The organism is Escherichia sp. MOD1-EC6475 (assembly GCF_003046645.1).
GTDB classification, from domain to species: Bacteria; Pseudomonadota; Gammaproteobacteria; order Enterobacterales; family Enterobacteriaceae; genus Escherichia; species Escherichia ruysiae.
The window spans coordinates 1-23,650 of the sequence record NZ_PZKQ01000017.1 but is presented as its reverse complement, the minus strand read 5'-3'; the positions used below and the strand labels follow the sequence as shown (position 1 = coordinate 23,650).

23 protein-coding genes are annotated in these 23,650 nt (G+C 50.4%); 15 read left to right on the top strand and 8 right to left on the bottom strand.

What is annotated here, in order from left to right:
• Positions 1–32: 32 nt before the first annotated feature.
• The 8 genes from purF (at position 33) to rpnB (ending at position 7,619) form a co-directional block, all read left to right on the top strand.
• Positions 33–1,550, top strand: a complete 1,518-nt coding sequence (gene purF, locus A7589_RS05470; protein WP_000334208.1) for an amidophosphoribosyltransferase — start codon at positions 33–35, stop codon at positions 1,548–1,550.
• A 94-nt stretch (positions 1,551–1,644) separates the two neighbouring features.
• A complete protein-coding gene (gene ubiX, locus A7589_RS05465) occupies positions 1,645–2,214 on the top strand; it encodes a flavin prenyltransferase UbiX (protein WP_000825692.1) in 570 nt (189 codons plus the stop codon).
• Between the two features lie 263 nt (positions 2,215–2,477).
• Positions 2,478–3,260, top strand: a complete 783-nt coding sequence (gene argT / locus A7589_RS05460) for a lysine/arginine/ornithine ABC transporter substrate-binding protein ArgT (RefSeq protein WP_000748253.1) — start codon at positions 2,478–2,480, stop codon at positions 3,258–3,260.
• Positions 3,261–3,479: 219 nt separating this feature from the next.
• Positions 3,480–4,262 (top strand): histidine ABC transporter substrate-binding protein HisJ, encoded by a 783-nt coding sequence (hisJ, locus tag A7589_RS05455; RefSeq protein WP_000737621.1) that lies wholly within the window; start codon positions 3,480–3,482, stop codon positions 4,260–4,262.
• Between the two features lie 89 nt (positions 4,263–4,351).
• Positions 4,352–5,038 (top strand): histidine ABC transporter permease HisQ, encoded by a 687-nt coding sequence (gene hisQ, locus A7589_RS05450; RefSeq protein ID WP_000965518.1) that lies wholly within the window; start codon positions 4,352–4,354, stop codon positions 5,036–5,038.
• Positions 5,035–5,751 carry an ABC transporter permease gene (locus tag A7589_RS05445; RefSeq protein ID WP_000569957.1) on the top strand — a complete coding sequence of 239 codons (717 nt, stop codon included), beginning with the start codon at positions 5,035–5,037 and terminating at the stop codon, positions 5,749–5,751. Before hisQ ends, A7589_RS05445 begins: the two co-directional genes overlap by 4 nt.
• A gap of 7 nt (positions 5,752–5,758) precedes the next feature.
• Positions 5,759–6,532 (top strand): histidine ABC transporter ATP-binding protein HisP, encoded by a 774-nt coding sequence (gene hisP / locus A7589_RS05440; protein ID WP_001293617.1) that lies wholly within the window; start codon positions 5,759–5,761, stop codon positions 6,530–6,532.
• 196 nt (positions 6,533–6,728) lie between these two features.
• The gene (rpnB, locus tag A7589_RS05435; RefSeq protein ID WP_000155640.1) at positions 6,729–7,619 is read left to right on the top strand and encodes a recombination-promoting nuclease RpnB; all 891 of its coding nucleotides are present in this window, start codon (positions 6,729–6,731) and stop codon (positions 7,617–7,619) included.
• A 46-nt stretch (positions 7,620–7,665) separates the two neighbouring features.
• Here the strand turns inward: rpnB and A7589_RS05430 are convergent, their stop codons facing one another.
• The 3 genes from A7589_RS05430 to yfcG are packed head-to-tail and all read right to left on the bottom strand — an operon-like array spanning position 7,666 to position 9,646.
• A complete protein-coding gene (locus A7589_RS05430) occupies positions 7,666–8,559 on the bottom strand; it encodes a TIGR01777 family oxidoreductase (protein ID WP_001028350.1) in 894 nt (297 codons plus the stop codon).
• Between the two features lie 20 nt (positions 8,560–8,579).
• Positions 8,580–8,942, bottom strand: a complete 363-nt coding sequence (gene folX / locus A7589_RS05425; protein ID WP_000079408.1) for a dihydroneopterin triphosphate 2'-epimerase — start codon at positions 8,940–8,942, stop codon at positions 8,580–8,582.
• Positions 8,943–8,998: 56 nt separating this feature from the next.
• Positions 8,999–9,646 carry a GSH-dependent disulfide bond oxidoreductase gene (gene yfcG, locus A7589_RS05420; RefSeq protein WP_000566492.1) on the bottom strand — a complete coding sequence of 216 codons (648 nt, stop codon included), beginning with the start codon at positions 9,644–9,646 and terminating at the stop codon, positions 8,999–9,001.
• A gap of 134 nt (positions 9,647–9,780) precedes the next feature.
• On the opposite strand from yfcG, the gene yfcF reads away from it, so the two are divergent.
• Genes yfcF through yfcD form a run of 3 tightly spaced genes read left to right on the top strand, consistent with a single transcriptional unit; the run spans position 9,781 to position 11,633 of the window.
• Positions 9,781–10,425, top strand: coding sequence for a glutathione transferase (yfcF, locus tag A7589_RS05415; RefSeq protein ID WP_000042425.1), 645 nt, complete (start codon positions 9,781–9,783; stop codon positions 10,423–10,425).
• A gap of 55 nt (positions 10,426–10,480) precedes the next feature.
• Positions 10,481–11,032 (top strand): phosphodiesterase, encoded by a 552-nt coding sequence (gene yfcE, locus A7589_RS05410; protein ID WP_010351461.1) that lies wholly within the window; start codon positions 10,481–10,483, stop codon positions 11,030–11,032.
• A 58-nt stretch (positions 11,033–11,090) separates the two neighbouring features.
• On the top strand, positions 11,091–11,633 hold the full coding sequence (gene yfcD / locus A7589_RS05405; protein ID WP_000437935.1) for an NUDIX hydrolase YfcD: 543 nt from the start codon (positions 11,091–11,093) through the stop codon (positions 11,631–11,633).
• Positions 11,634–11,665: 32 nt separating this feature from the next.
• Here yfcD and yfcC read toward each other — a convergent pair whose 3' ends face one another.
• The 3 genes from yfcC to ackA all read right to left on the bottom strand — a co-directional run bounded on the left by yfcC (position 11,666) and on the right by ackA (position 16,800).
• Positions 11,666–13,186, bottom strand: a complete 1,521-nt coding sequence (gene yfcC / locus A7589_RS05400) for a putative basic amino acid antiporter YfcC (protein WP_001274483.1) — start codon at positions 13,184–13,186, stop codon at positions 11,666–11,668.
• A 189-nt stretch (positions 13,187–13,375) separates the two neighbouring features.
• Positions 13,376–15,523, bottom strand: a complete 2,148-nt coding sequence (pta, locus tag A7589_RS05395; protein ID WP_000086701.1) for a phosphate acetyltransferase — start codon at positions 15,521–15,523, stop codon at positions 13,376–13,378.
• Positions 15,524–15,597: 74 nt separating this feature from the next.
• On the bottom strand, positions 15,598–16,800 hold the full coding sequence (ackA, locus tag A7589_RS05390) for an acetate kinase (RefSeq protein WP_108188758.1): 1,203 nt from the start codon (positions 16,798–16,800) through the stop codon (positions 15,598–15,600).
• 337 nt (positions 16,801–17,137) lie between these two features.
• Between ackA and yfbV the strand changes: the two genes are divergently transcribed.
• From yfbV to A7589_RS05370, 4 genes are all read left to right on the top strand, one after another.
• Complete coding sequence (yfbV, locus tag A7589_RS05385) at positions 17,138–17,593, top strand: terminus macrodomain insulation protein YfbV (protein ID WP_000106629.1); 456 nt, start codon at positions 17,138–17,140, stop codon at positions 17,591–17,593.
• An 84-nt stretch (positions 17,594–17,677) separates the two neighbouring features.
• A complete protein-coding gene (locus tag A7589_RS05380) occupies positions 17,678–18,172 on the top strand; it encodes a YfbU family protein (RefSeq protein WP_000426118.1) in 495 nt (164 codons plus the stop codon).
• 10 nt (positions 18,173–18,182) lie between these two features.
• The gene (hxpA, locus tag A7589_RS05375) at positions 18,183–18,833 is read left to right on the top strand and encodes a hexitol phosphatase HxpA (RefSeq protein ID WP_001203423.1); all 651 of its coding nucleotides are present in this window, start codon (positions 18,183–18,185) and stop codon (positions 18,831–18,833) included.
• Between the two features lie 86 nt (positions 18,834–18,919).
• Complete coding sequence (locus A7589_RS05370; protein WP_001012878.1) at positions 18,920–20,752, top strand: SLC13 family permease; 1,833 nt, start codon at positions 18,920–18,922, stop codon at positions 20,750–20,752.
• Positions 20,753–20,838: 86 nt separating this feature from the next.
• Here A7589_RS05370 and yfbR read toward each other — a convergent pair whose 3' ends face one another.
• On the bottom strand, positions 20,839–21,438 hold the full coding sequence (gene yfbR / locus A7589_RS05365; protein ID WP_000813872.1) for a 5'-deoxynucleotidase: 600 nt from the start codon (positions 21,436–21,438) through the stop codon (positions 20,839–20,841).
• Positions 21,439–21,521: 83 nt separating this feature from the next.
• Positions 21,522–22,739, bottom strand: coding sequence for an alanine transaminase AlaA (gene alaA, locus A7589_RS05360; RefSeq protein WP_000074519.1), 1,218 nt, complete (start codon positions 22,737–22,739; stop codon positions 21,522–21,524).
• Between the last annotated feature and the right edge of the window lie 911 nt (positions 22,740–23,650).

Here is a 23,650-nt window from a genome sequence, read left to right as displayed (position 1 = left end):
TCTGAGATGTGGCTTAACGAGGAAAAAGACGTATGTGCGGTATTGTCGGTATCGCCGGTGTTATGCCGGTTAACCAATCGATTTATGATGCCTTAACGGTGCTTCAGCATCGCGGTCAGGATGCCGCTGGCATCATCACCATTGATGCCAATAACTGCTTCCGTTTGCGTAAAGCGAACGGTCTGGTGAGCGATATATTTGAAGCTCGCCATATGCAGCGTTTGCAGGGCAATATGGGCATTGGTCATGTGCGTTACCCTACGGCTGGCAGCTCCAGCGCCTCTGAAGCACAGCCGTTTTACGTTAACTCCCCGTATGGCATCACGCTTGCCCATAATGGCAATCTGACTAACGCTCACGAGTTGCGTAAAAAGCTGTTTGAAGAAAAACGCCGCCACATCAACACTACTTCCGACTCGGAAATTCTGCTCAATATCTTCGCCAGTGAACTGGACAACTTTCGCCATTACCCGCTGGAAGCCGACAACATTTTTGCCGCCATTGCCGCCACAAACCGCCAGATCCGTGGCGCGTATGCCTGTGTGGCGATGATTATCGGCCACGGTATGGTCGCGTTTCGCGATCCTAACGGCATTCGTCCGCTGGTGTTAGGGAAGCGCGATATTGATGAGAATCGCACAGAATATATGGTCGCTTCTGAAAGCGTTGCGCTCGACACCCTGGGCTTTGAGTTCCTGCGTGATGTCGCTCCTGGTGAAGCGATTTACATCACTGAAGACGGACAGTTGTTTACCCGCCAGTGTGCCGACAATCCGGTCAGCAATCCGTGCCTGTTTGAGTATGTTTACTTCGCCCGCCCGGACTCGTTCATCGACAAAATTTCTGTTTACAGCGCCCGCGTCAATATGGGCACGAAACTTGGCGAAAAAATTGCCCGTGAATGGGAAGATCTGGATATCGACGTGGTTATTCCAATCCCGGAAACTTCCTGCGATATCGCGCTGGAAATCGCTCGAATTCTGGGTAAACCGTACCGCCAGGGCTTCGTCAAAAACCGCTATGTTGGCCGCACCTTTATCATGCCGGGTCAGCAGCTGCGCCGTAAGTCTGTGCGCCGTAAACTGAACGCCAACCGCGCCGAGTTCCGTGATAAAAACGTCCTGCTGGTTGATGACTCCATCGTCCGTGGCACCACTTCTGAGCAGATTATCGAGATGGCACGCGAAGCCGGAGCGAAGAAAGTTTACCTCGCCTCTGCGGCACCGGAAATTCGCTTCCCGAACGTTTATGGTATTGATATGCCGAGCGCCACGGAGCTTATCGCCCACGGTCGTGAAGTGGATGAAATTCGCCAGATCATTGGTGCTGACGGGCTTATCTTCCAGGATCTCAACGATCTGATCGAAGCCGTTCGCGCTGAAAACCCGGATATCCAGCAGTTTGAATGCTCGGTGTTCAACGGCGTCTACGTCACCAAAGATGTTGATCAGGGCTACCTCGATTTCCTCGATACTTTACGTAATGACGACGCCAAAGCGGTGCAGCGCCAGAACGAAGTAGAAAATCTGGAAATGCATAACGAAGGATGACGCCTTCACGCAGGGTGCCGGTCTGGCACCCTGACTTGCAACTCCCGCCGAAATCCTGCAAAGTCTGCCTGCAAGTTTGACAGGGCAACTATTTATGAAACGACTCATTGTAGGCATCAGCGGTGCCAGTGGCGCGATTTATGGAGTGCGTTTATTACAGGTTCTGCGCGATGTCGCAGATGTTGAAACGCATCTGGTGATGAGCCAGGCGGCGCGCCAGACCTTATCCCTCGAAACGGATTTTTCCCTGCGCGAGGTGCAAGCGTTAGCCGATGTGACGCACGATGCGCGCGATATTGCTGCCAGCATTTCTTCCGGTTCTTTCCAGACGTTGGGGATGGTGATTTTACCCTGTTCAATCAAAACCCTTTCCGGCATTGTCCATAGCTATACCGATGGTTTACTGACCCGTGCGGCAGACGTGGTGCTGAAAGAGCGTCGCCCGTTGGTGCTCTGCGTGCGTGAAACACCATTGCACTTAGGCCACCTGCGGTTAATGACTCAGGCGGCGGAAATTGGTGCGGTGATTATGCCTCCCGTTCCGGCGTTTTATCATCGCCCACAATCGCTTGATGATGTGATAAATCAGACGGTTAACCGTGTACTTGACCAGTTTGCGATAACCCTTCCCGAAGATCTCTTTGCCCGCTGGCAGGGCGTATAACTTTGCTGTTGCCCTGTTTCAGGGCAATTTTGCAACCGCGATCAAATCCTCGACATTTTGTTCCTGTCATTGAATCGAAACGCTGCGATTGAACCGTCATACCTGCTATCTTCAACTTCAGGACAATAACGCAACGTCTTATTAACATATTTAACATCGAATGTTTCTGCTGTCGGCAAGATGGCATAAGACCTGCATGAAAGAGCCTGCAACACACAACACAATACACAACATAAAAAAGCCATTTCACTTGAGGGTTATGTATGAAGAAGTCGATTCTCGCTCTGTCTTTGTTAGTCGGTCTCTCCGCAGCGGCTTCCAGCTATGCGGCGCTGCCGGAGACGGTACGTATCGGAACGGATACCACCTATGCACCGTTCTCATCGAAAGATGCCAAAGGTGACTTTGTTGGCTTTGATATCGATCTCGGTAACGAGATGTGCAAACGGATGCAGGTGAAATGTACCTGGGTTGCCAGTGACTTTGATGCGCTGATCCCCTCACTGAAAGCGAAAAAAATCGACGCCATTATTTCGTCGCTCTCCATTACCGATAAACGTCAGCAGGAGATTGCCTTCTCCGACAAGCTGTACGCCGCAGATTCCCGTTTGATTGCTGCCAAAGGTTCGCCGATCCAGCCGACGCTGGATTCACTGAAAGGTAAACATGTTGGCGTGCTGCAAGGCTCCACCCAGGAAGCGTATGCTAATGACAACTGGCGCAGTAAAGGCGTCGATGTGGTGGCCTATGCTAACCAGGATTTGGTCTATTCCGATCTGGATGCAGGTCGTCTGGATGCCGCTCTGCAGGATGAAGTGGCTGCCAGCGAAGGTTTCCTCAAGCAACCCGCCGGTAAAGAGTTCGCCTTTGCTGGCTCATCAGTGAAAGACAAAAAATACTTCGGTGATGGTACAGGCGTAGGGCTACGTAAAGATGATGCCGAACTGAAAGCCGCCTTTGATAAGGCGCTTGGCGAACTGCGTCAGGACGGCACCTACGACAAGATGGCGAAAAAGTATTTCGACTTTAATGTCTATGGTGACTGATACGTCGCAGGGAAGTAGCGCCTGATGGGGAATCATCATGGTGCACGCCAGGTTTGTTGCACTATCGTGGTGCATTGAAATGCATACTTAAGCATTTTTAATGAAAAATAATACGTCTAACGGGGCGGGATATTTTGCCTTGATGGTCAATTTTATGGCACGATAAGTGTAACAAACCTGTAAATATTCCCTATAAAAAGACTGTCAGTTGAGGACATTATGAAAAAACTGGTGCTATCGCTCTCTCTGGTTCTGGCCTTCTCCAGCGCAACTGCAGCGTTTGCTGCGATCCCGCAAAACATCCGCATCGGCACCGATCCGACCTATGCGCCATTTGAATCAAAAAATTCACAAGGCGAACTGGTTGGCTTCGATATCGATCTGGCGAAGGAGTTGTGCAAGCGCATCAATACGCAATGTACGTTTGTCGAAAACCCGCTGGATGCGTTAATCCCGTCCTTAAAAGCGAAGAAGATTGACGCCATCATGTCATCGCTTTCCATTACGGAAAAACGTCAGCAAGAAATTGCCTTCACCGACAAACTGTACGCTGCCGATTCTCGTCTGGTGGTGGCGAAAAATTCCGACATTCAGCCGACAGTCGAGTCGCTGAAAGGCAAACGGGTAGGCGTATTGCAGGGCACCACTCAGGAGACGTTCGGTAATGAACACTGGGCACCAAAAGGCATTGAAATCGTCTCGTATCAGGGGCAGGACAACATTTATTCTGACCTGACTGCCGGACGTATTGATGCCGCGTTCCAGGATGAGGTCGCTGCCAGCGAAGGTTTCCTCAAACAACCCGTCGGTAAAGATTACAAATTCGGTGGTCCGTCTGTTAAAGATGAAAAACTGTTTGGCGTAGGGACCGGCATGGGCCTGCGTAAAGAAGATAACGAACTGCGCGAGGCACTGAACAAAGCCTTTGCCGAAATGCGCGCTGACGGTACTTACGAGAAATTAGCGAAAAAGTACTTCGATTTTGATGTTTATGGTGGTTAATCGCCATCGGTGAAAGAAAGCCCGCTCCCTTCGGGTAACCGGAGGGAGACAAGAGACGGTAATTCACCACACACGACAGGACAGGCAGCATGTTGTATGGGTTTTCAGGTGTTATTTTACAGGGTGCGCTCGTCACGCTGGAGCTGGCGATCAGCTCTGTAGTGCTCGCTGTAATCATCGGTTTAATTGGCGCTGGCGGTAAGCTCTCGCAAAATCGGCTTTCGGGGCTGATTTTCGAAGGGTACACCACGCTGATTCGTGGCGTGCCGGACTTGGTGTTGATGCTGCTGATTTTCTACGGTTTGCAGATTGCGCTAAACACGGTGACGGAGGCGATGGGCGTCGGGCAGATTGATATCGATCCGATGGTCGCTGGTATTATCACTCTCGGTTTTATCTACGGTGCTTATTTTACCGAAACGTTCCGTGGTGCTTTTATGGCAGTGCCGAAAGGGCATATAGAGGCGGCGACGGCGTTTGGTTTTACTCGTGGGCAAGTGTTTCGGCGGATCATGTTTCCGGCGATGATGCGTTACGCCCTGCCAGGCATTGGCAACAACTGGCAGGTGATCCTTAAATCTACCGCTCTGGTTTCGTTACTCGGCCTGGAAGATGTGGTCAAAGCCACGCAACTTGCGGGTAAAAGTACCTGGGAACCGTTCTATTTCGCCATCGTCTGCGGCGTGATTTATCTGGTTTTCACCACCGTTTCCAATGGTGTGCTGCTGTTCCTTGAGCGCCGCTACTCCGTGGGTGTGAAGAGGGCTGACCTGTGATCGAAATCTTACATGAATACTGGAAACCACTGCTGTGGACCGACGGTTATCGCTTTACTGGTGTGGCGATCACTCTGTGGCTGCTTATTTTGTCGGTAGTGATAGGCGGAGTCCTGGCGCTGTTTCTGGCGATTGGTCGCGTCTCAAGTAATAAATACATCCAGTTTCCAATCTGGTTATTTACCTATATTTTTCGCGGTACGCCGCTGTATGTTCAGTTGCTGGTGTTCTATTCCGGCATGTACACGCTGGAGATTGTTAAGGGAACCGAGTTCCTTAACGCCTTTTTCCGCAGTGGCCTGAACTGTACCGTGCTGGCGCTGACGCTTAACACCTGCGCTTACACTACCGAGATTTTTGCCGGGGCAATTCGTTCAGTGCCGCATGGGGAAATTGAAGCCGCCAGAGCCTATGGCTTCTCGACCTTTAAAATGTATCGCTGCATTATTTTGCCTTCTGCGCTGCGTATTGCGTTACCGGCATACAGCAACGAAGTGATCCTGATGCTGCACTCTACTGCGCTGGCTTTCACCGCCACGGTGCCGGATCTGCTGAAAATTGCTCGCGATATCAACGCCGCCACTTATCAACCATTTACCGCCTTCGGCATTGCCGCTGTGCTCTATTTAATTATATCTTATGTCCTGATAAGCCTGTTCCGTAAAGCGGAAAAACGCTGGTTGCAGCATGTGAAACCTTCTTCAACGCACTGAGAATACGATGTCCGAGAATAAATTAAACGTTATCGATTTGCACAAACGCTACGGCGAACATGAAGTGCTGAAAGGGGTTTCCCTGCAGGCGAACGCCGGAGATGTGATAAGCATCATCGGGTCGTCGGGATCGGGGAAAAGTACCTTTTTACGATGCATTAACTTCCTCGAAAAGCCGAGCGAAGGATCGATCGTGGTTAATGGTCAGACGATCAATCTGGTGCGTGACAAAGACGGTCAACTCAAAGTCGCCGATAAAAATCAGCTGCGCTTACTGCGCACACGCCTGACCATGGTGTTCCAGCACTTCAATCTCTGGAGTCATATGACGGTACTGGAAAACGTCATGGAAGCGCCGATTCAGGTGTTGGGCCTGAGCAAGCAGGAAGCGCGCGAGCGGGCGGTGAAGTATCTGGCGAAAGTCGGGATAGACGAACGTGCGCAGGGTAAATACCCGGTGCATCTTTCCGGCGGTCAGCAACAGCGTGTTTCTATCGCGCGGGCGCTGGCGATGGAACCGGAAGTTTTACTGTTTGATGAACCTACCTCGGCGCTCGACCCTGAACTGGTAGGCGAAGTGTTGCGTATTATGCAGCAACTGGCAGAAGAGGGGAAAACCATGGTGGTAGTGACCCACGAAATGGGCTTTGCCCGCCACGTCTCCACGCATGTAATTTTTCTTCATCAAGGGAAAATTGAAGAAGAGGGTACGCCAGAACAGTTATTCGGCAACCCGCAAAGTCCGCGTCTGCAACAGTTCCTTAAGGGATCGCTGAAATAATTATCTCTCCGGTGGCTAATGCTGCCGGAGTATTTTCCGGGGGAATTTGCGAGTCAGCTTCCGCTGAAATGTAAAAGTTGCAGTCCGCTAAAAATACTTCTGAATTCGCTGTCCAAAGATAAAAACTGCCTGCTGCATTGGGTGTTAATCGTGGTTATTGTCGCGTCATCTTAAATTTGAGGGGTGACGGAACGCCATGACAATATCGGCAACTTCCACGCCGCATGATGCGGTATTTAAATCTTTTTTACGCCATCCAGACACCGCGCGGGATTTTATTGATATTCACCTTCCCGCGCCGCTGCGCAAACTGTGTGATTTAACGACTCTTAAACTGGAACCAAACAGTTTTATTGATGAAGACCTGCGGCAATATTATTCCGACCTCTTGTGGTCTGTGAAAACGCAGGAGGGAGCGGGTTATATTTATGTAGTGATAGAGCACCAAAGTAAGCCGGAAGAATTAATGGCTTTTCGCATGATGCGTTATTCCATTGCGGCAATGCAAAACCATCTTGATGCGGGCTATAAAGAGCTTCCATTGGTGATCCCGATGCTGTTTTATCATGGCTGCAGAAGCCCTTATCCATATTCACTCTGCTGGCTTGATGAATTTGCCGAGCCTGCGATTGCCCGCAAAATATATTCATCAGCGTTTCCGTTGGTGGATATTACCGTGGTGCCGGATGACGAGATTATGCAACATCGCAAAATGGCGCTGTTGGAGTTAATTCAGAAACATATTCGTCAGCGCGATCTGTTGGGATTAGTCGACCAAATTGTTTCGCTGCTAGTTACAGGGAACACTAATGACAGACAGCTAAAAGCCCTGTTTAATTACGTATTACAAACAGGGGATGCCCAGCGTTTCCGTGCATTTATTGGTGAGATAACGGAACGCGCACCACAAGAAAAGGAGAAACTGATGACCATTGCTGACAGATTACGTGAAGAAGGCGCAATGCAGGGCAAACACGAAGAAGCCCTGCGTATTGCTCAGGAGATGTTGGAGAGAGGGTTAGACAGAGAGTTAGTTCTGATGGTGACCAGACTTTCGCCAGACGATCTTATCGCGCAAAGCCACTAATCCTGTAACACTGGGATTAACTGGCGGATGTTTGCAGTAAACCACATCAGCGAACGACATCCGCCAGCGCCTCTTCTAAATCGTACCAGCGAAAAGCGAACCCCGCTTCTTCAAGCCGTTTTGGCAAGGCGCGTTGTCCGCCCAATACCAGAACCGATGATTCCCCCATCAGCAAGCGAATAGCTGTGGCAGGGACGCGCAAAATCGCCGGGCGATGCAGCGCATGACCAAGCGCATGGGCAAATTGTTCATTGTGTACCGGATATGGCGAGACCATATTAAATGGCCCGCGCAGCTCGTTATCCAGCAGCCAGAGAATACCGTTGACCATATCATCAATATGAATCCAGGCCAGATACTGCCGACCGGAGCCTATCGGACCGCCCAGGCCAAGGCGAAACGGAGGCAGCATTTTGCCGAGGATACCGCCATCCGAAGCCAGTACTACGCCGGTACGCAGCAGGCACACTCGTGTTTTGTCGCTTTGCGCCCGACAGGCAATTTCCTCCCAACGGGCGCAGAGTTTATGGGTAAATTCGTTATGTGGCGGTTCTTCTTCAGTGACCACGACTTCACCTAAGTCACCATAATATCCCGCCGCCGAGCCTGAAATGAGCACTGACGGCGGCGTGTCGCTGGCGTTAATCAAATCCACCAGTTTTTGCGTGATATTCCAGCGGCTTTGGCAGAGGCGATCTTTTTGCTCGCGAGTCCAGCGTTTATCAGCAATCGGTTCTCCGGCCAGGTTGATTACTGCATCAACGCTGTTGAGGTTGCTTTGATCGGCAAGCCCTTGCCATAGTGTCACTCGGGAGCCGAGAACGGAACTGGCTTTCTGCGGGTTACGCGTTACCACCGTTACCTGATGACCCAGTTCCAACAAGCGTGGGATTAAATGGCGACCAATTAATCCTGTCCCTCCGGTGATCACTATATTCATGCAGCCTCCCGATATAGCGGTTAACGCTGCCAGCTCAAGGTCATGGATACCGAATCGGCATAGCGCAGCGCGTGAAGTTTATCGATCTCCACTTCAGCATACGTCACCCAGTGATGTTCACGTGCGATATCGAGCACATCCTGAGTTAATTTCTCCAGCAAAGAGAAACGGTTATTCTCTACGTGTTGAATGATGTTTTTGGTAACGGTACGATAATTCAGCGCGTCATTAATATCTTCGCTGGTACGCGCTTTATCAGCGGGGTAATGGATCGTCACGTTGATAACGATATCCTGACGGTTGTTAATCTCTTCGTCTTTAATTCCGATAAATGTACGTAAGCGAAGGTTCTTTATACGAATAATCGCGGCAGTTTGTGCCATTGCAGGTTCTCCGTTGTTTTATTTAGGATTAAATAATACACGAGAACCAGGTTCTGTTAACTATTCGAAATCTCATCATTTACTTGTGCTTTTAGTAGCGCCTGCCCGGTAGCAGGACGTGAGCGGATTCGTTCATACCAGTTTTTTACTGCCGGATACATTGCGAGATCAATTCGCTGGCGAGTCCAGGCATTAACCCACGGCCAGCAGGCAATATCTGCAATGCTGTAGTTTTCACCGCCCAGCCAGGGCGAGTTTTCCAGGCGCTTATTCAGCACATGATACAGACGCTGAGTTTCAACCTGATAACGCTCAATTGCATAGGGAATAGTCTGTGGCGCTGCATGATTAAAATGGTGATTTTGCCCGAGCATCGGCCCCAGGCCTCCAACCTGCCAGAATAACCACTGTAATGTGGCGGCGCGCTCACGCGGTTCATGACCTAAAAATAGCCCTGTTTTTTCCGCCAGATACAACAAAATTGCACCTGACTCAAAGAGGCTTAATGGTTCACCGCCGTCAGTCGGGGCATGATCAACAATCGCCGGAATTTTATTGTTGGGCGAAATGCGCAAAAACTCCGGGCGAAACTGACCACCTTTACCGAGGTCAACTTTGATTAAGCGATAATCCAGTCCCGCCTCTTCGAGAAACAACGTAATTTTGTGACCATTCGGCGTTGGGGCGAAATAGAGATCGATCATTGCAGCTCCGGTTATCTAATAATCTGAACACATCAAGTATAGAAAGCGCAGCGACTTGTGTAAGTTTTCATCAAGTAACCGTGACAAAAAGGCTCTATAGTTTGATAGCAAGCCCATTTATCGCTGAGGACATAATGAGTAAACCTGCAATCACGCTGTGGTCAGATGCCCATTTTTTCTCCCCTTATGTGTTATCCGCCTGGGTGGCGTTGCAGGAGAAAGGCCTGCCTTTTCATATAAAAACCATCAACCTCGACAGCGGTGAACATTTGCGGCCGACGTGGCAAGGTTACAGACAGACACGGCGCGTGCCGTTGTTACAAATTGATGATTTTGAGTTAAGTGAATCCTCTGCCATTGCAGAATATCTGGAGGATCGTTTTGCGCCGCCGACCTGGGAGCGCATTTATCCGCTTGATTTGCAAAATCGGGCGCGAGCACGGCAGATTCAGGCCTGGCTACGCAGCGATCTGATGCCCATCCGCGAAGAGCGTCCGACGGATGTTGTCTTTGCTGGTGCGAAAAAAGCGCCATTAACGGTGGAGGGAAAGGCCAGTGCAGAGAAACTGTTCGCGATGGCAGAACATTTACTGGCGCATGACCAGCCGAATCTGTTTGGTGAGTGGTGTATTGCAGATACTGATTTGGCGTTAATGATTAACCGCCTGGTATTACAGGGTGATGAGGTGCCGGAACGTCTGGTGGATTATGCAGCATTCCAGTGGCAGCGGGCTTCAGTTCAGCTTTTTATTGCACTTTCGGCGAAGCAATCTGGCTGATAGAGGCGATAGAATCCAGTATCATAGCTTACGTTTTTTCGACGAGGAGTGAGTGATGAAACTGATGTTTGCATCGGACATTCATGGGTCGTTACCGGCGACGGAACGTGTTCTGGATTTGTTTGCCCAGAGCGGAGCTCAGTGGCTGGTGATTCTTGGCGATGTGCTGAATCATGGCCCGAGAAACGCCCTGCCTGAAGGGTATGCGCCAGCCAAAGTAGCCGAACGGCTGAATGAGGTGGCGCATAAAGTTATCGCCGTGCGCGGCAACTGCGATAGCGAAGTGGATCAGATGCTGCTGCACTTCCCTATAACCGCACCGTGGCAACAGGTATTACTGGAAAAGCAACGTCTGTTTCTGACGCATGGTCATCTGTTTGGCCCGGATAATCTGCCGGCTTTAAACCAGAACGACGTGCTGGTGTACGGTCATACCCATCTACCAGTGGCGGAACAGCGGGGTGAAATTTTCCACTTTAACCCCGGTTCGGTAAGCATTCCGAAAGGCGGCTATCCGGCGAGCTATGGCATGTTGGATGATGACGTACTAAGCGTAATCGCACTCAATGATCAAAGTATCATTGCGCAGATCGCGATTAATCCGTAATTTACTCCACAACTCAAAATGCGCCGTAAGAGCGCCAGAAAAAGAAGGTTTCCTGATAATGGAACAGCGTCGTTTGGCAAGTACTGAATGGGTGGATATTGTCAATGAAGAGAACGAAGTCATTGCACAAGCCAGCCGGGAACAAATGCGGGCACAGTGTCTGCGTCATCGTGCAACTTATATCGTCGTGCATGATGGCATGGGCAAAATTCTTGTGCAGCGTCGTACCGAGACAAAAGACTTTTTACCCGGCATGTTAGATGCGACCGCTGGTGGTGTGGTCCAGGCCGATGAGCAACTGCTGGAATCCGCACGTCGCGAAGCGGAAGAAGAGTTGGGCATTGCTGGTGTCCCCTTTGCCGAGCACGGGCAGTTCTATTTCGAAGATAAAAATTGCCGTGTCTGGGGCGCGCTGTTCAGTTGTGTCTCTCACGGTCCATTCGCCCTCCAGGAAGATGAAGTCAGTGAAGTTTGCTGGCTAACGCCGGAAGAAATCACCGCACGTTGCGATGAGTTTACTCCAGACTCGCTGAAAGCTCTGGCGTTGTGGATGAAGCGCAATGCCAAAAATGAAGCCGTAGAGACTGAAACGGCAGAATGAAAAAAGAGCCGCAATTGCGGCTCTTAACATTTTTAATGGTAGCCCATTAACTGAGCGCCGATCACCACGACGCTGGACATAATAAATAGCAGTCCAAGCAGTGTCGCACCCACTTTCAGCCAGTTACGGAAGTCCACCCGGCAAACGCCGAGCGTCGCCATTAGCGAAGCCGAGGTCGGGTAAATGATGTGACTGAAGCCATCGCCAAACTGGAACGCCAGCACGGTAACCTGACGGTTAACACCGACCAGATCGCCAAGCGGTGCCAGTAACGGCATGGTTAGCGCAGCCTGACCAGAACCGGATGTCACGAAGAAATTGAATACCGCCTGGAAGAGCAACATAAACCAGGCCGCGACAGCGTTATCCAGACCGCTAATGGCATTGGCAATGCTGTTGAGGATAGTATTCAGCACGCTGGCCTCACCAGCTTCACCGTTACCCACCAGAAGCAAAATCCCTTTGGCGAAACCCACCAGCAGGGCAGGGGCGATCATCATGCGCGCGCCTTCGGTAAAGGATGAAGCCATGGTATTTACCGTCATGCCGTTAAGACGGAAGACAACGCCGATGATGCCAATCACCAGCCCCATAGTGAAGAACTGGCTGGCGATTTCTGGAATAAACCAGGCATTAACGATCACCCCCCAAATCACCCAGATCATAACGGCGGTCAGGACAATCAATACCAGCCAGTCACCAAAGGTAAACGGACGTTGTTCAACGTCAGCCTGCTTTTCACGGAAGAAGCGATCGGAATCATGCACGCGTGACAACAGAGGATTCTTTTTCACTCGTGAGGCGTAAACCATGGTAAAGATCAGGCCAATCAGAGTGGCGATAACCCACACCACAATGCGCAGGCCGGAGCCGGAAAGCACCGGAACGCCAGCAATCCCCTGGGCGACAACTACGCAGAACGGGTTCATCCACGAGCTGGCAAAACCGATTTGAGTGGCGATATAGGTCACCAGGACGGTAGTAATACTGTCATAACCCAGTCGTACCATTAGCGGGGCAATGATAATGGCAAAGGCGACGGCCTCTTCCCCCATGCCGAACACCGCACCACCGAGCGAAAAGAGAATAAACAACGCAGGAATAAAGAGAATTTCATTCCCTCGAGTATGGCGGATAAGCGCCAGGATGCCGTTATCAATGGTTCCTGTACGCATCACGATGCCAAATGCACCGCCAATCACCAGCATAAACATGATGATGCCAACGGCTGTCCCGTATTTCGAGCCGGAGGTTAACCCTTCAAACGGGAAGTTCATCAGGCCTGGACGTTCATCTCCGGTCGAGAACAGTTGTACGCGGTGATACTCAGGTTCGCCGGCCTCGTTGGTCAGAATGCGAAATGAGTGAGGGTCTACGACTTTGCGTGTTTTCGTCTGACCATCAACCTGGTACTGCACTTCCTGACTGTCAAACATCCCCACCGGAACAACCCATGTGGCGAGGCTGGTTAAAATAGCGACAAAAAAGATAATCACCAGCGTATCGGGCATTGCCCATCTTCTGGTTGGTTTGGATTCAGTTATTGCGGACATAGCGCAAATTTTCCCTTGCACAAGACAAAGTGGTAAGTATGCAAAGTGATATGGCGCAATTCATTGATGCAGCGCAGTTAAGCAAGATAATCAGAAAGGAGTAATGCAAATTAAGAGAATAAAAAACCGGAAATAGTGACTATTTCCGGTTCAGATATCCACAGCGCAAGGCTGCGGATTATGACGAGATTACTGCTGCTGTTGTGCAGACTGAATCGCAGTCAGCGCGATGGTGTAGACGATGTCGTCAACCAGAGCGCCACGGGACAGGTCGTTAACCGGCTTGCGCATACCCTGCAGCATCGGCCCGATGGAGATCAGGTCGGCAGAACGCTGTACCGCTTTGTAGGTGGTGTTACCGGTGTTCAGATCCGGGAAGATGAACACGGTAGCGCGACCTGCAACCGGAGAGTTCGGTGCTTTAGATTTCGCAACGTCAGCCATTACCGCAGCGTCGTACTGCAGCGGACCATCGATCATCAGGTCAGGACGTTTTTCCTGCGCCAGACGAGTTGCTTCGCGAACTTTTTCTACGTCGCTACCTGCACCAGAAGTACCGGTGGAGTAGGAGAGCATAGCAACACGCGGTTCGATACCGAAGGCCGCAGCGGAGTCTGCGGACTGAATCGCAATTTCTGCCAGCTGTTCTGCGGTCGGATCCGGGTTGATCGCACAGTCACCGTAAACGTAAACCTGTTCCGGCAGCAGCATGAAGAACACGGAAGATACCAGGGAGCTGCCCGGTGCAGTTTTGATCAGCTGCAGCGGCGGACGGATGGTGTTTGCGGTGGTGTGAACAGCACCGGAAACCAGACCGTCAACTTCATCCTGTTCCAGCATCAGCGTACCGAGAACCACGTTGTCTTCCAGCTGTTCGCGGGCAACGGTTTCGGTCATACCTTTGTTCTTACGCAGTTCGACCAGACGAGCAACATAGCTTTCGCGAACCACTTCTGGATCAACGATTTCGATGCCTGCGCCCAGTTCTACGCCCTGAGACGCTGCAACGCGGTTGATCTCTGCCGGATTACCCAGCAGAACGCAAGTTGCGATACCACGTTCAGCACAGATAGCGGCTGCTTTAACCGTACGCGGTTCGTCGCCTTCCGGCAGAACGATACGTTTGCCCGCTTTGCGCGCCAGTTCAGTCAGCTGATAACGGAACGCTGGCGGAGACAGGCGACGGCTGCGCTCGGAAGTGGCAGTCAGAGAATCGATCCAGTCAGCGTTGATGTAGTTAGCAACATATTCCTGAACTTTCTCGATACGCTCATGATCGTCAACCGGAACTTCCAGGTTGAAGCTCTGCAGGCTCAGAGAAGTCTGCCAGGTGTTGGTGTTCACCATAAATACCGGCAGGCCGGTAGCGAAAGCACGTTCGCACAGTTTAGAAATGCGCGCGTCCATTTCGTAGCCGCCAGTCAGCAGCAGGGCACCGATTTCTACGCCGTTCATTGCAGCCAGGCAAGCGGCAACCAGCACGTCAGGACGGTCTGCGGAAGTCACCAGCAGAGAACCGGCACGGAAGTGCTCCAGCATGTGCGGAATGCTGCGTGCGCAGAAAGTTACGGATTTAACGCGGCGAGTGTTGATGTCGCCTTCGTTGATGATGGTCGCATTCAGGTGACGCGCCATATCGATCGCACGGGTTGCGATCAGATCAAAGCTCCACGGCACAGCGCCGAGAACCGGCAGCGGGCTGGATTCTTGCAGCTTCGCCGGATCAACATTGTTGACTTTAGCTTTGGAAGAGTCGTCGAAAATCTCGGACAGATCCGGGCGAGTACGCCCTTGTTCATCAACCGGTGCGTTCAGTTTGTTAACGATAACGCCGGTGATATTGGTGTTTTTTGCACCGCCGAAGCTGTTGCGGGTCAGTTCGATACGCTCTTTCAGCTGTTCCGGGGTGTCAGTGCCCTGAGACATAACGAAGACGATTTCCGCATTCAGCGTTTTGGCGATTTCGTAGTTCAGAGACTGGGCAAACTGGTGCTTACGTGTCGGGACCAGACCTTCAACCAGAACCACTTCAGCGTCTTTGGTGTTAGCGTGGTAGTTCGCGACGATCTCTTCCATCAGCACATCTTTTTTATTGCTGGAAAGCAGACCTTCAACGTAACTCATTTTCAGCGGTTCAGCGGCTGTCGTGGTGGAAGAATTCGCACGCACAATAGTCGTTGTCTGATCGGGCGCATCGCCACCGGTACGCGGCTGAGCGATAGGTTTGAAAACGCTCAGACGAACGCCTTTGCGTTCCATTGCACGGATCACGCCAAGACTGACGCTGGTCAGACCGACGCTGGTTCCGGTAGGGATCAGCATAATAATACGGGACACGGTTTATCCTCTTTCGTTACCGCCGGTTTGGCGGGTTACAAAACAGCACCGCCAGCAGGGCTGGCGGTGTGGAATCAGGCGGTCAGGCGGCAGGCGTCTTGCGCGATAACCAGCTCTTCGTTGGTTGGGATCACAACAGCAGGGCGGGTGCCTTCTTTGTTGATGAAACCAGATTTGCCGAAACGTGCAGCCAGGTTGCGTTCATGATCAACTTCAAAGCCCAGCACGCCCAGTTTGCCCAGAGACAGTTCACGAACCATCGCGGCATTTTCACCGATACCACCGGTGAATACAACTGCGTCCAGACGACCATCCATCAGTGCAGTGTATGCACCGATATATTTCGCCAGACGGTGGCAGTAAACGTCCATTGCGCGCTTCGCGTCTTCTTTAGTCGCGTAGTTGTTTTCAACATAGCGGCAGTCGCTGGTGACTTCGGTCAGACCCAGCAGGCCAGACTCTTTGGTCAGCATTTTGTTGATTGCGTCAACGCTCATGCCCAGGGTGTCGTGCAGGTGGAAGATGATAGCCGGGTCGATATCGCCAGAGCGAGTACCCATTACCAGACCTTCCAGCGGGGTCAGACCCATAGAGGTGTCAACGCATTTACCGTTGCGGATAGCAGAAACGGAACCACCGTTGCCCAGGTGGCAGGTGATGATGTTCAGCTCTTCTACCGGTTTGTTCAGCATTTTTGCCGCTTCCTGGGTTACATAGAAGTGGCTGGTGCCGTGCGCGCCGTAACGACGGATGCCGTGCTCTTTGTACAGGTTGTACGGCAGAGCGTAGAGGTAAGACTCTTCCGGCATAGTCTGGTGGAACGCAGTGTCAAATACCGCAACGTTTTTGTCTTTCAGCTGCGGGAAAGATTTCAGAGCTTCTTCGATACCGATCAGGTGAGCCGGGTTGTGCAGCGGTGCAAAAGAAGCCGCATCTTTGATACCCTGAATAACAGACTCATCGATCACTACAGAGCTGGTATACTTCTCGCCGCCGTGTACGATACGGTGACCGATAGCGGTCAGCTGCGCAGAAAGTTCTGGTTTTTGTGCCAGAATATTATTAACGATAAAGTTGAGCGCTTCGCTGTGAGCGGCGCCTGCACCTAAAGCCGCTTCTTGTTTATTGCCGTCCATTTTCCATTTGATGCGTGCTTCGGGCAGGTGGAAACATTCGGCTAAACCAGAAAGGTACTCTTCACCATTTACAGCATCGATGATTGCAAATTTCAGTGAAGAACTACCGCAGTTCAGAACCAGTACTAACTTACTCGACATGGAAGTACCTATAATTGATACGTGGCTAAAAAAACGTCAGGGAGCCATAGAGCGTAGCGCATGATGACACCGACATTTATGATTAACATCATGCACTGCAAATTTTTTTTGCATGATGGAATAAATATCTTGAGTCTATGCCATTTTGCGTAATTTTCAGCCAATGGCATAATGTATATGAATTTGACGACTCAATGAATATGTACTACTTAGGCCTTCAGGCTGCTAAAGGATACCTGATAGTGGGTATGGAAGACAAAATGTTTTGAACGTTGTCCCGCTGAGTTGTGAATTTGCACAAATTTTTGAATCTTTATATGTGAAGTTGAGGTGAAGCATGTCAACGCCGGATAATCGTTCTGTTAATTTTTTTAGCTTGTTTCGCCGGGGACAGCATTACTCAAAGACGTGGCCGCTGGAAAAACGCCTTGCCCCGGTCTTTGTTGAAAATCGCGTTATCAAGATGACGCGCTATGCGATTCGTTTTATGCCGCCGATTGCTGTGTTCACTCTCTGCTGGCAAATTGCACTAGGCGGTCAGCTTGGGCCGGCTGTTGCTACTGCGTTGTTCGCCCTGAGTTTGCCGATGCAGGGGCTATGGTGGCTGGGCAAACGTTCTGTTACGCCATTACCACCAGCGATCCTGAGTTGGTTTTATGAGGTTCGCGGTAAATTGCAGGAGGCCGGGCAAGCATTAGCACCCGTAGAAGGCAAGCCTGATTATCAGGCATTAGCTGACACGCTTAAGCGCGCCTTCAAACAACTGGATAAAACTTTCCTTGATGATTTGTAATTGACCCCTGATTACGCATATAAAAGAAGGCAGACATCGGCCTTCTTTTTTTTTCACCGTAGTAAAGTGATACAGGAGTCAACAATGGAAATGACCAACGCGCAACGTCTTATTTTGTCTAACCAGTACAAAATGATGACTATGCTCGATCCGGCAAATGCTGAACGTTATCGTCGTCTGCAAACAATCATTGAACGCGGTTATGGATTGCAGATGCGTGAACTGGATCGTGAGTTTGGCGAGCTGAAAGAAGAAACCTGCCGCACTATCATCGACATTATGGAGATGTATCACGCACTGCATGTCTCCTGGTCTAATTTGCAGGATCAACAAGCTATCGATGAACGCCGTGTCACTTTCCTCGGCTTCGACGCTGCCACCGAAGCACGTTATCTCGGTTATGTACGCTTTATGGTTAATGTCGAAGGGCGTTACACCCATTTTGATGCCGGGACTCACGGCTTTAATGCCCAGACGCCAATGTGGGAGAAATACCAACGCATGTTGAACGTCTGGCATTCTTGCCCGCGTCAGTATCATCTGAGCACAAACGAAATTAATCAAATCATTAACGCCTGAGGAGGCTTGCGTGCGGTGCAAAGGTTTTCTGTTTGATCTTGATGGTACGCTGGTAGATTCCCTGCCTGCGGTAGAGCGGGCGTGGAGCAACTGGGCGAGACGCCATGGATTAACGCCGGAAGAAGTGCTGGCTTTTATTCACGGTAAACAGGCAATAACGTCTCTGCGCCATTTTATGGTGGGGAAATCGGAGGCGGAAATTGCTGCAGAGTTTACGCGTCTGGAGCAAATTGAGGCTACGGAAACCGAAGGAATTTCTGCACTTCCTGGGGCAATCGCCTTACTCAATCATTTGAATAAAGCGGGTATTCCATGGGCGATTGTGACTTCAGGTTCAATGCCAGTTGCACGAGCGCGCCACAAAGTAGCCGGACTTCCTGCACCGGAAGTATTTGTTACTGCGGAGCGGGTGAAACGTGGGAAACCAGAGCCCGACGCGTATCTGTTAGGCGCGCAACTGCTGGGTCTTGCACCACAAGAATGCGTGGTGGTGGAAGACGCTCCCGCAGGTGTGCTTTCTGGCCTGGCAGCGGGATGCCATGTTATTGCGGTTAATGCACCGGCAGACACCCCACGTCTGAATGAGGTAGATTTGGTTCTCCATAGTCTGGAGCAAATTACTGTGACCAAACAGCCAAATGGCGATGTTATTATTTCGTGAAACACCTAATCATGATTTAGCCCCGTCTCGTCGGGGCTTTTTTGTGGCAGAATCAAGCCATCCCCCTCAATTAACAAGGATAAGTTGTGAACGGTGAATTGATCTGGGTTCTCTCATTACTGGCCGTTGCCATAGTCCTGTTTGCAACAGGCAGAGTGCGTATGGATGCGGTCGCTTTGTTTGTTATTGTCGCGTTTGCATTAAGCGGAACGCTGACGGTCCCCGAAGTTTTTTCCGGCTTTTCCGATCCTAACGTTGTGCTGATCGCCGCCCTGTTTATTATTGGCGATGGTTTAGTCCGTACCGGCGTTGCCACCGTGATGGGGACATGGCTGGTCAAAGTGGCCGGCAACAGTGAAATCAAAATGCTGGTTTTACTGATGTTAACTGTCGCGGGTCTTGGCGCATTTATGAGTTCAACTGGCGTCGTCGCTATCTTTATTCCCGTGGTGTTAAGCGTTGCCATGCGTATGCAAACGTCGCCATCGCGCCTGATGATGCCGCTAAGTTTTGCCGGGCTGATTAGCGGCATGATGACGCTGGTGGCGACGCCGCCTAACCTGGTGGTGAACAGCGAACTGCTACGCGAGGGTTATCACGGGTTTAGTTTCTTCAGCGTAACCCCTATCGGCCTGGTCGTATTGGTACTCGGCATCTTATACATGCTGGTGATGCGTTTTATGCTGAAAGGGGATTCCCAGACCCCGCAGCGCGAAGGCTGGACGCGTCGCACCTTCCGCGATCTTATTCGTGAATACCGTCTTACCGGGCGTGCGCGCCGTCTGGCTATTCGCCCCGGTTCGCCGATGATCGGTCAACGGCTGGACGACCTTAAATTGCGTGAACGCTATGGCGCAAACGTCATTGGTGTTGAACGCTGGCGGCGTTTTCGTCGTGTTATTGTGAATGTGAACGGGGTTTCTGAATTTCGCGCGCGTGACGTTTTGCTTATTGATATGTCAGCGGCTGACGTCGATCTCCGGCAATTTTGCAGTGAACAATTACTGGAGCCGATGGTTTTGCGCGGCGAGTATTTTTCCGATCAGGCTCTTGATGTCGGTATGGCAGAGATTTCATTAATTCCTGAGTCAGAGCTTATTGGTAAATCGGTTCGCGAAATCGGCTTTCGTACCCGCTACGGGCTGAATGTCGTGGGGCTGAAACGCAATGGCGTGGCGCTGGAAGGTTCGTTGGCGGATGAACCTCTGCTGCTGGGCGATATTATTCTGGTGGTTGGTAACTGGAAACTGATCGGTATGCTGGCAAAACAGGGCCGCGATTTTGTGGCGCTGAATTTACCGGAAGAAGTGAGTGAAGCATCACCCGCACACAGCCAGGCGCCACATGCCATTTTCTGTCTGGTGCTGATGGTGGCGTTAATGCTGACCGATGAAATTCCTAACCCTGTTGCCGCTATCATTGCCTGCCTGCTGATGGGGAAATTCCGCTGTATCGATGCCGAAAGTGCCTATAAATCCATTCACTGGCCGAGCATTATTTTGATCGTTGGGATGATGCCGTTTGCTGTGGCATTACAGAAAACCGGTGGTGTCGCGCTGGCGGTGAAAGGGCTGATGGACATCGGCGGCGGTTACGGGCCGCATATGATGCTGGTCTGTTTGTTTGTCTTGTCGGCAGTTATTGGGTTATTTATCTCTAATACCGCGACGGCGGTGTTGATGGCTCCGATTGCACTGGCTGCTGCAAAAACAATGGGCGTATCACCTTATCCGTTCGCAATGGTCGTGGCGATGGCTGCATCCGCCGCTTTTATGACGCCAGTTTCTTCACCCGTTAACACACTGGTTTTAGGCCCGGGGAATTACAGCTTCAGTGACTTTGTGAAGCTGGGAGTACCGTTCACCATTATCGTGATGGTGGTTTGTGTGGTGATGATCCCGATGTTGTTTCCATTTTGACGAGAGCCTGATGTCACATCCGTCGCTTATTGCCTGATGCGACGCTGGCGCGTCTTGTCAGGCTGTGTCGGCTGGTATCTGGCTGCTTACAGCGGTGAATCCTGGCTAATCTCATCGAGCGAAAGATGAAAGCTGGGAACAAATACCTCCATGAAGTAGTCCATCTCCTGGCTGCGGCGCGCTTCAAGCGTCGCTTCCAGTCGCGTTTTTGCCAGTAAAAATTCATTATTTCCGGCTGCGAGTTCTTCCAGGCATTTCAGATATGCACACAGCGCATCCGCCTGTTTAACCAGTGACTTTTCTTCATCGCTATACGCATTTTCATCGATTAATGGCGCAAAAATATCCCGCAGCTCCTCCGGAACCATATCGACAAGTTTTTGCTGAGCGATTTTCTCAATGGCTTTATATTCCTGGGCGATTTGCGAGTTGAAGTATTTCACCGGAGTAGGGAGATCGCCCGTGAGCACTTCAGAGGCATCGTGGTACATCGCCAGAAGTGCGATGCGTTCTGCATTCACCTGTCCGCCAAATTTGCGATTCTTGATGGCTGCCAGCGCATGGGCGACCATCGCTACCTGCAAACTGTGTTCGGACACATTTTCCGTCCGCACGTTGCGCATTAGCGGCCAGCGGTTAATGAGTTTCAGGCGGGAGAGGTGGGCAAAAAAATGGCTCTGTTTCATAGTGACCTTACGAGTGATGATATCCTGAGGTCATTGTGGAGGGATAACACTGCCGGATGCAATCTCCGGCAGTGAATTTAAGATTACAACTGATGATAACCGGAAAGGAAACGAGCGAACTTGCTCAAGGACAGTTCGATATCATCAACACGCGGCAGCGTGACAATGCGGAAGTGATCCGGCCATGGCCAGTTAAATGCAGTTCCTTGTACCAGCAGAACTTTTTCCTGTAACAGGAAATCCAGTACCATCTTCTGATCGTCGTGAATATTAAAGCGTTTGGCGTCGATTTTCGGGAACATGTACAGTGCGCCGCGCGGCTTCACGCAGGAAACACCTGGAATGTCGTTAATCAATTCCCAGGCGCGATTACGCTGCTCGTAAAGACGTCCACCCGGCATGATAAACTCGCTGATGCTCTGATAGCCGCCGAGTGCGGTCTGTATTGCGTGTTGTGCGGGAACGTTAGCGCACAGTCGCATTGAGGCCAGCATTTCCAGACCTTCGATGTAGCCTTTGGCGTGTTTTTTCGGCCCGTTCAGTACCATCCAGCCCTGACGGAAGCCTGCAACACGATACGTTTTCGACAGTCCGTTAAAGGTAATAGTCAGCAAGTCAGGAGCTAACGGCGCAATCGAGTGATGCTCAGCGTCGTCATAGAGGATTTTGTCGTAAATTTCATCGGCGAAGATAATGAGATTATGTTGACGCGCAATCTCCACAATCTCCATCAAAAGTTCTTTGGAATATACTGCGCCGGTTGGGTTGTTCGGGTTGATAATAACAATGCCGCGCGTGCGTGGCGTAATTTTGGCGCGAATGTCATCAAGATCCGGGAACCAGTCAGAGGATTCATCGCAAAGATAGTGCACTGCTTTACCGCCGGAGAGCGAAACTGCCGCTGTCCATAGAGGGTAATCAGGCGCAGGAACCAACATTTCGTCCCCACTGTTCAGCAATGCCTGCATTGCCTGAACGATAAGCTCTGATACACCATTGCCAATGTAAATATCTTCCACGGTAACATCACGCATACCGCGAGCCTGGTAGTGCTGCATGATGGCTTTACGCGCGGAGTAAAGACCTTTGGAATCGCAATAGCCCTGAGCTGTCGGGAGGTTGCGTATCACGTCAACCAGGATTTCATCGGGTGCGTCAAAACCGAACGGCGCTGGGTTGCCGATGTTCAGTTTCAGTACCTTGTTACCTTCTTCTTCCAGGCGTTTTGCTTCTTTCAGCACCGGACCACGGATGTCGTAACAGACATTCTCTAATTTGCTGGATTTTTCAATGGGGGACATGAATCTTGACCTTTTTGCTGTTATCGCCACTCCCTGCCGTGGAAGTCAGCTTAGAACAATGTACTCCCCCGAGGCGGCGTTTTGAAGTTCTGCAGAACAAGATTTTGCTGGCAGAGAAAGAGGAATTGTGCTGTTAATAACTTAATTATCGCAAAATAATAAGATGCATATACTTAATAAGTGATGTTTGGTAGTGATTTATTCTGAATATCAATTCAGAGTATGGTTTTTTTGTCTGATAGATAAATGTGTAAAATTTCTTCGGCTTAAGAAATCACGAACATAAAGCATTCATGATATTTTCGTTATAAGTGAAAAATTAACGAGTAGTGATTGCCGATGTGTCGTATAGGTGATGACGGGGGAAATTATTGTTAAGAGGAATTAATGAATGCGGGTGATGCTAATTAATTATTATTTAATATTCAAAAAGGCTTTGTTGTGCATATTAATAATAGAAGATTACTTTGCCTAACATAACATAACTTTGCATCAGATAATTCGCAATGACCCTTATAAATAAAAGGGTTTTAGGGTAAAATGCCTACTTTAATGACGGAGCACCTGCTTTTGATGCAGCCTCATCCTCGCTGTTTGTACGCGTACACGTATTAGCCGCGCTGCTGCGAGGGAGTGGAGCAGGGAGCAACATTTACATTTACATAAACTCTCGCATGTCATAAATAGAAAAGAGTGAGTAACTTAATAGATATGCGATCCCTGAAGATATATTCTGTGATCTACTTCAGGCATTATAACGGAACAATGTGAGCCACATTTTTAGTGCAACTCATATGCATTTTTACTTTCATCCGGGTTCCGGATGAAACTGCCAGGGAGGCACATTACAAATGGAATTGCTTGTTTGTGTGTGCACAGCATTAACCAGCTCAGGGTGATGCTGCCAACTT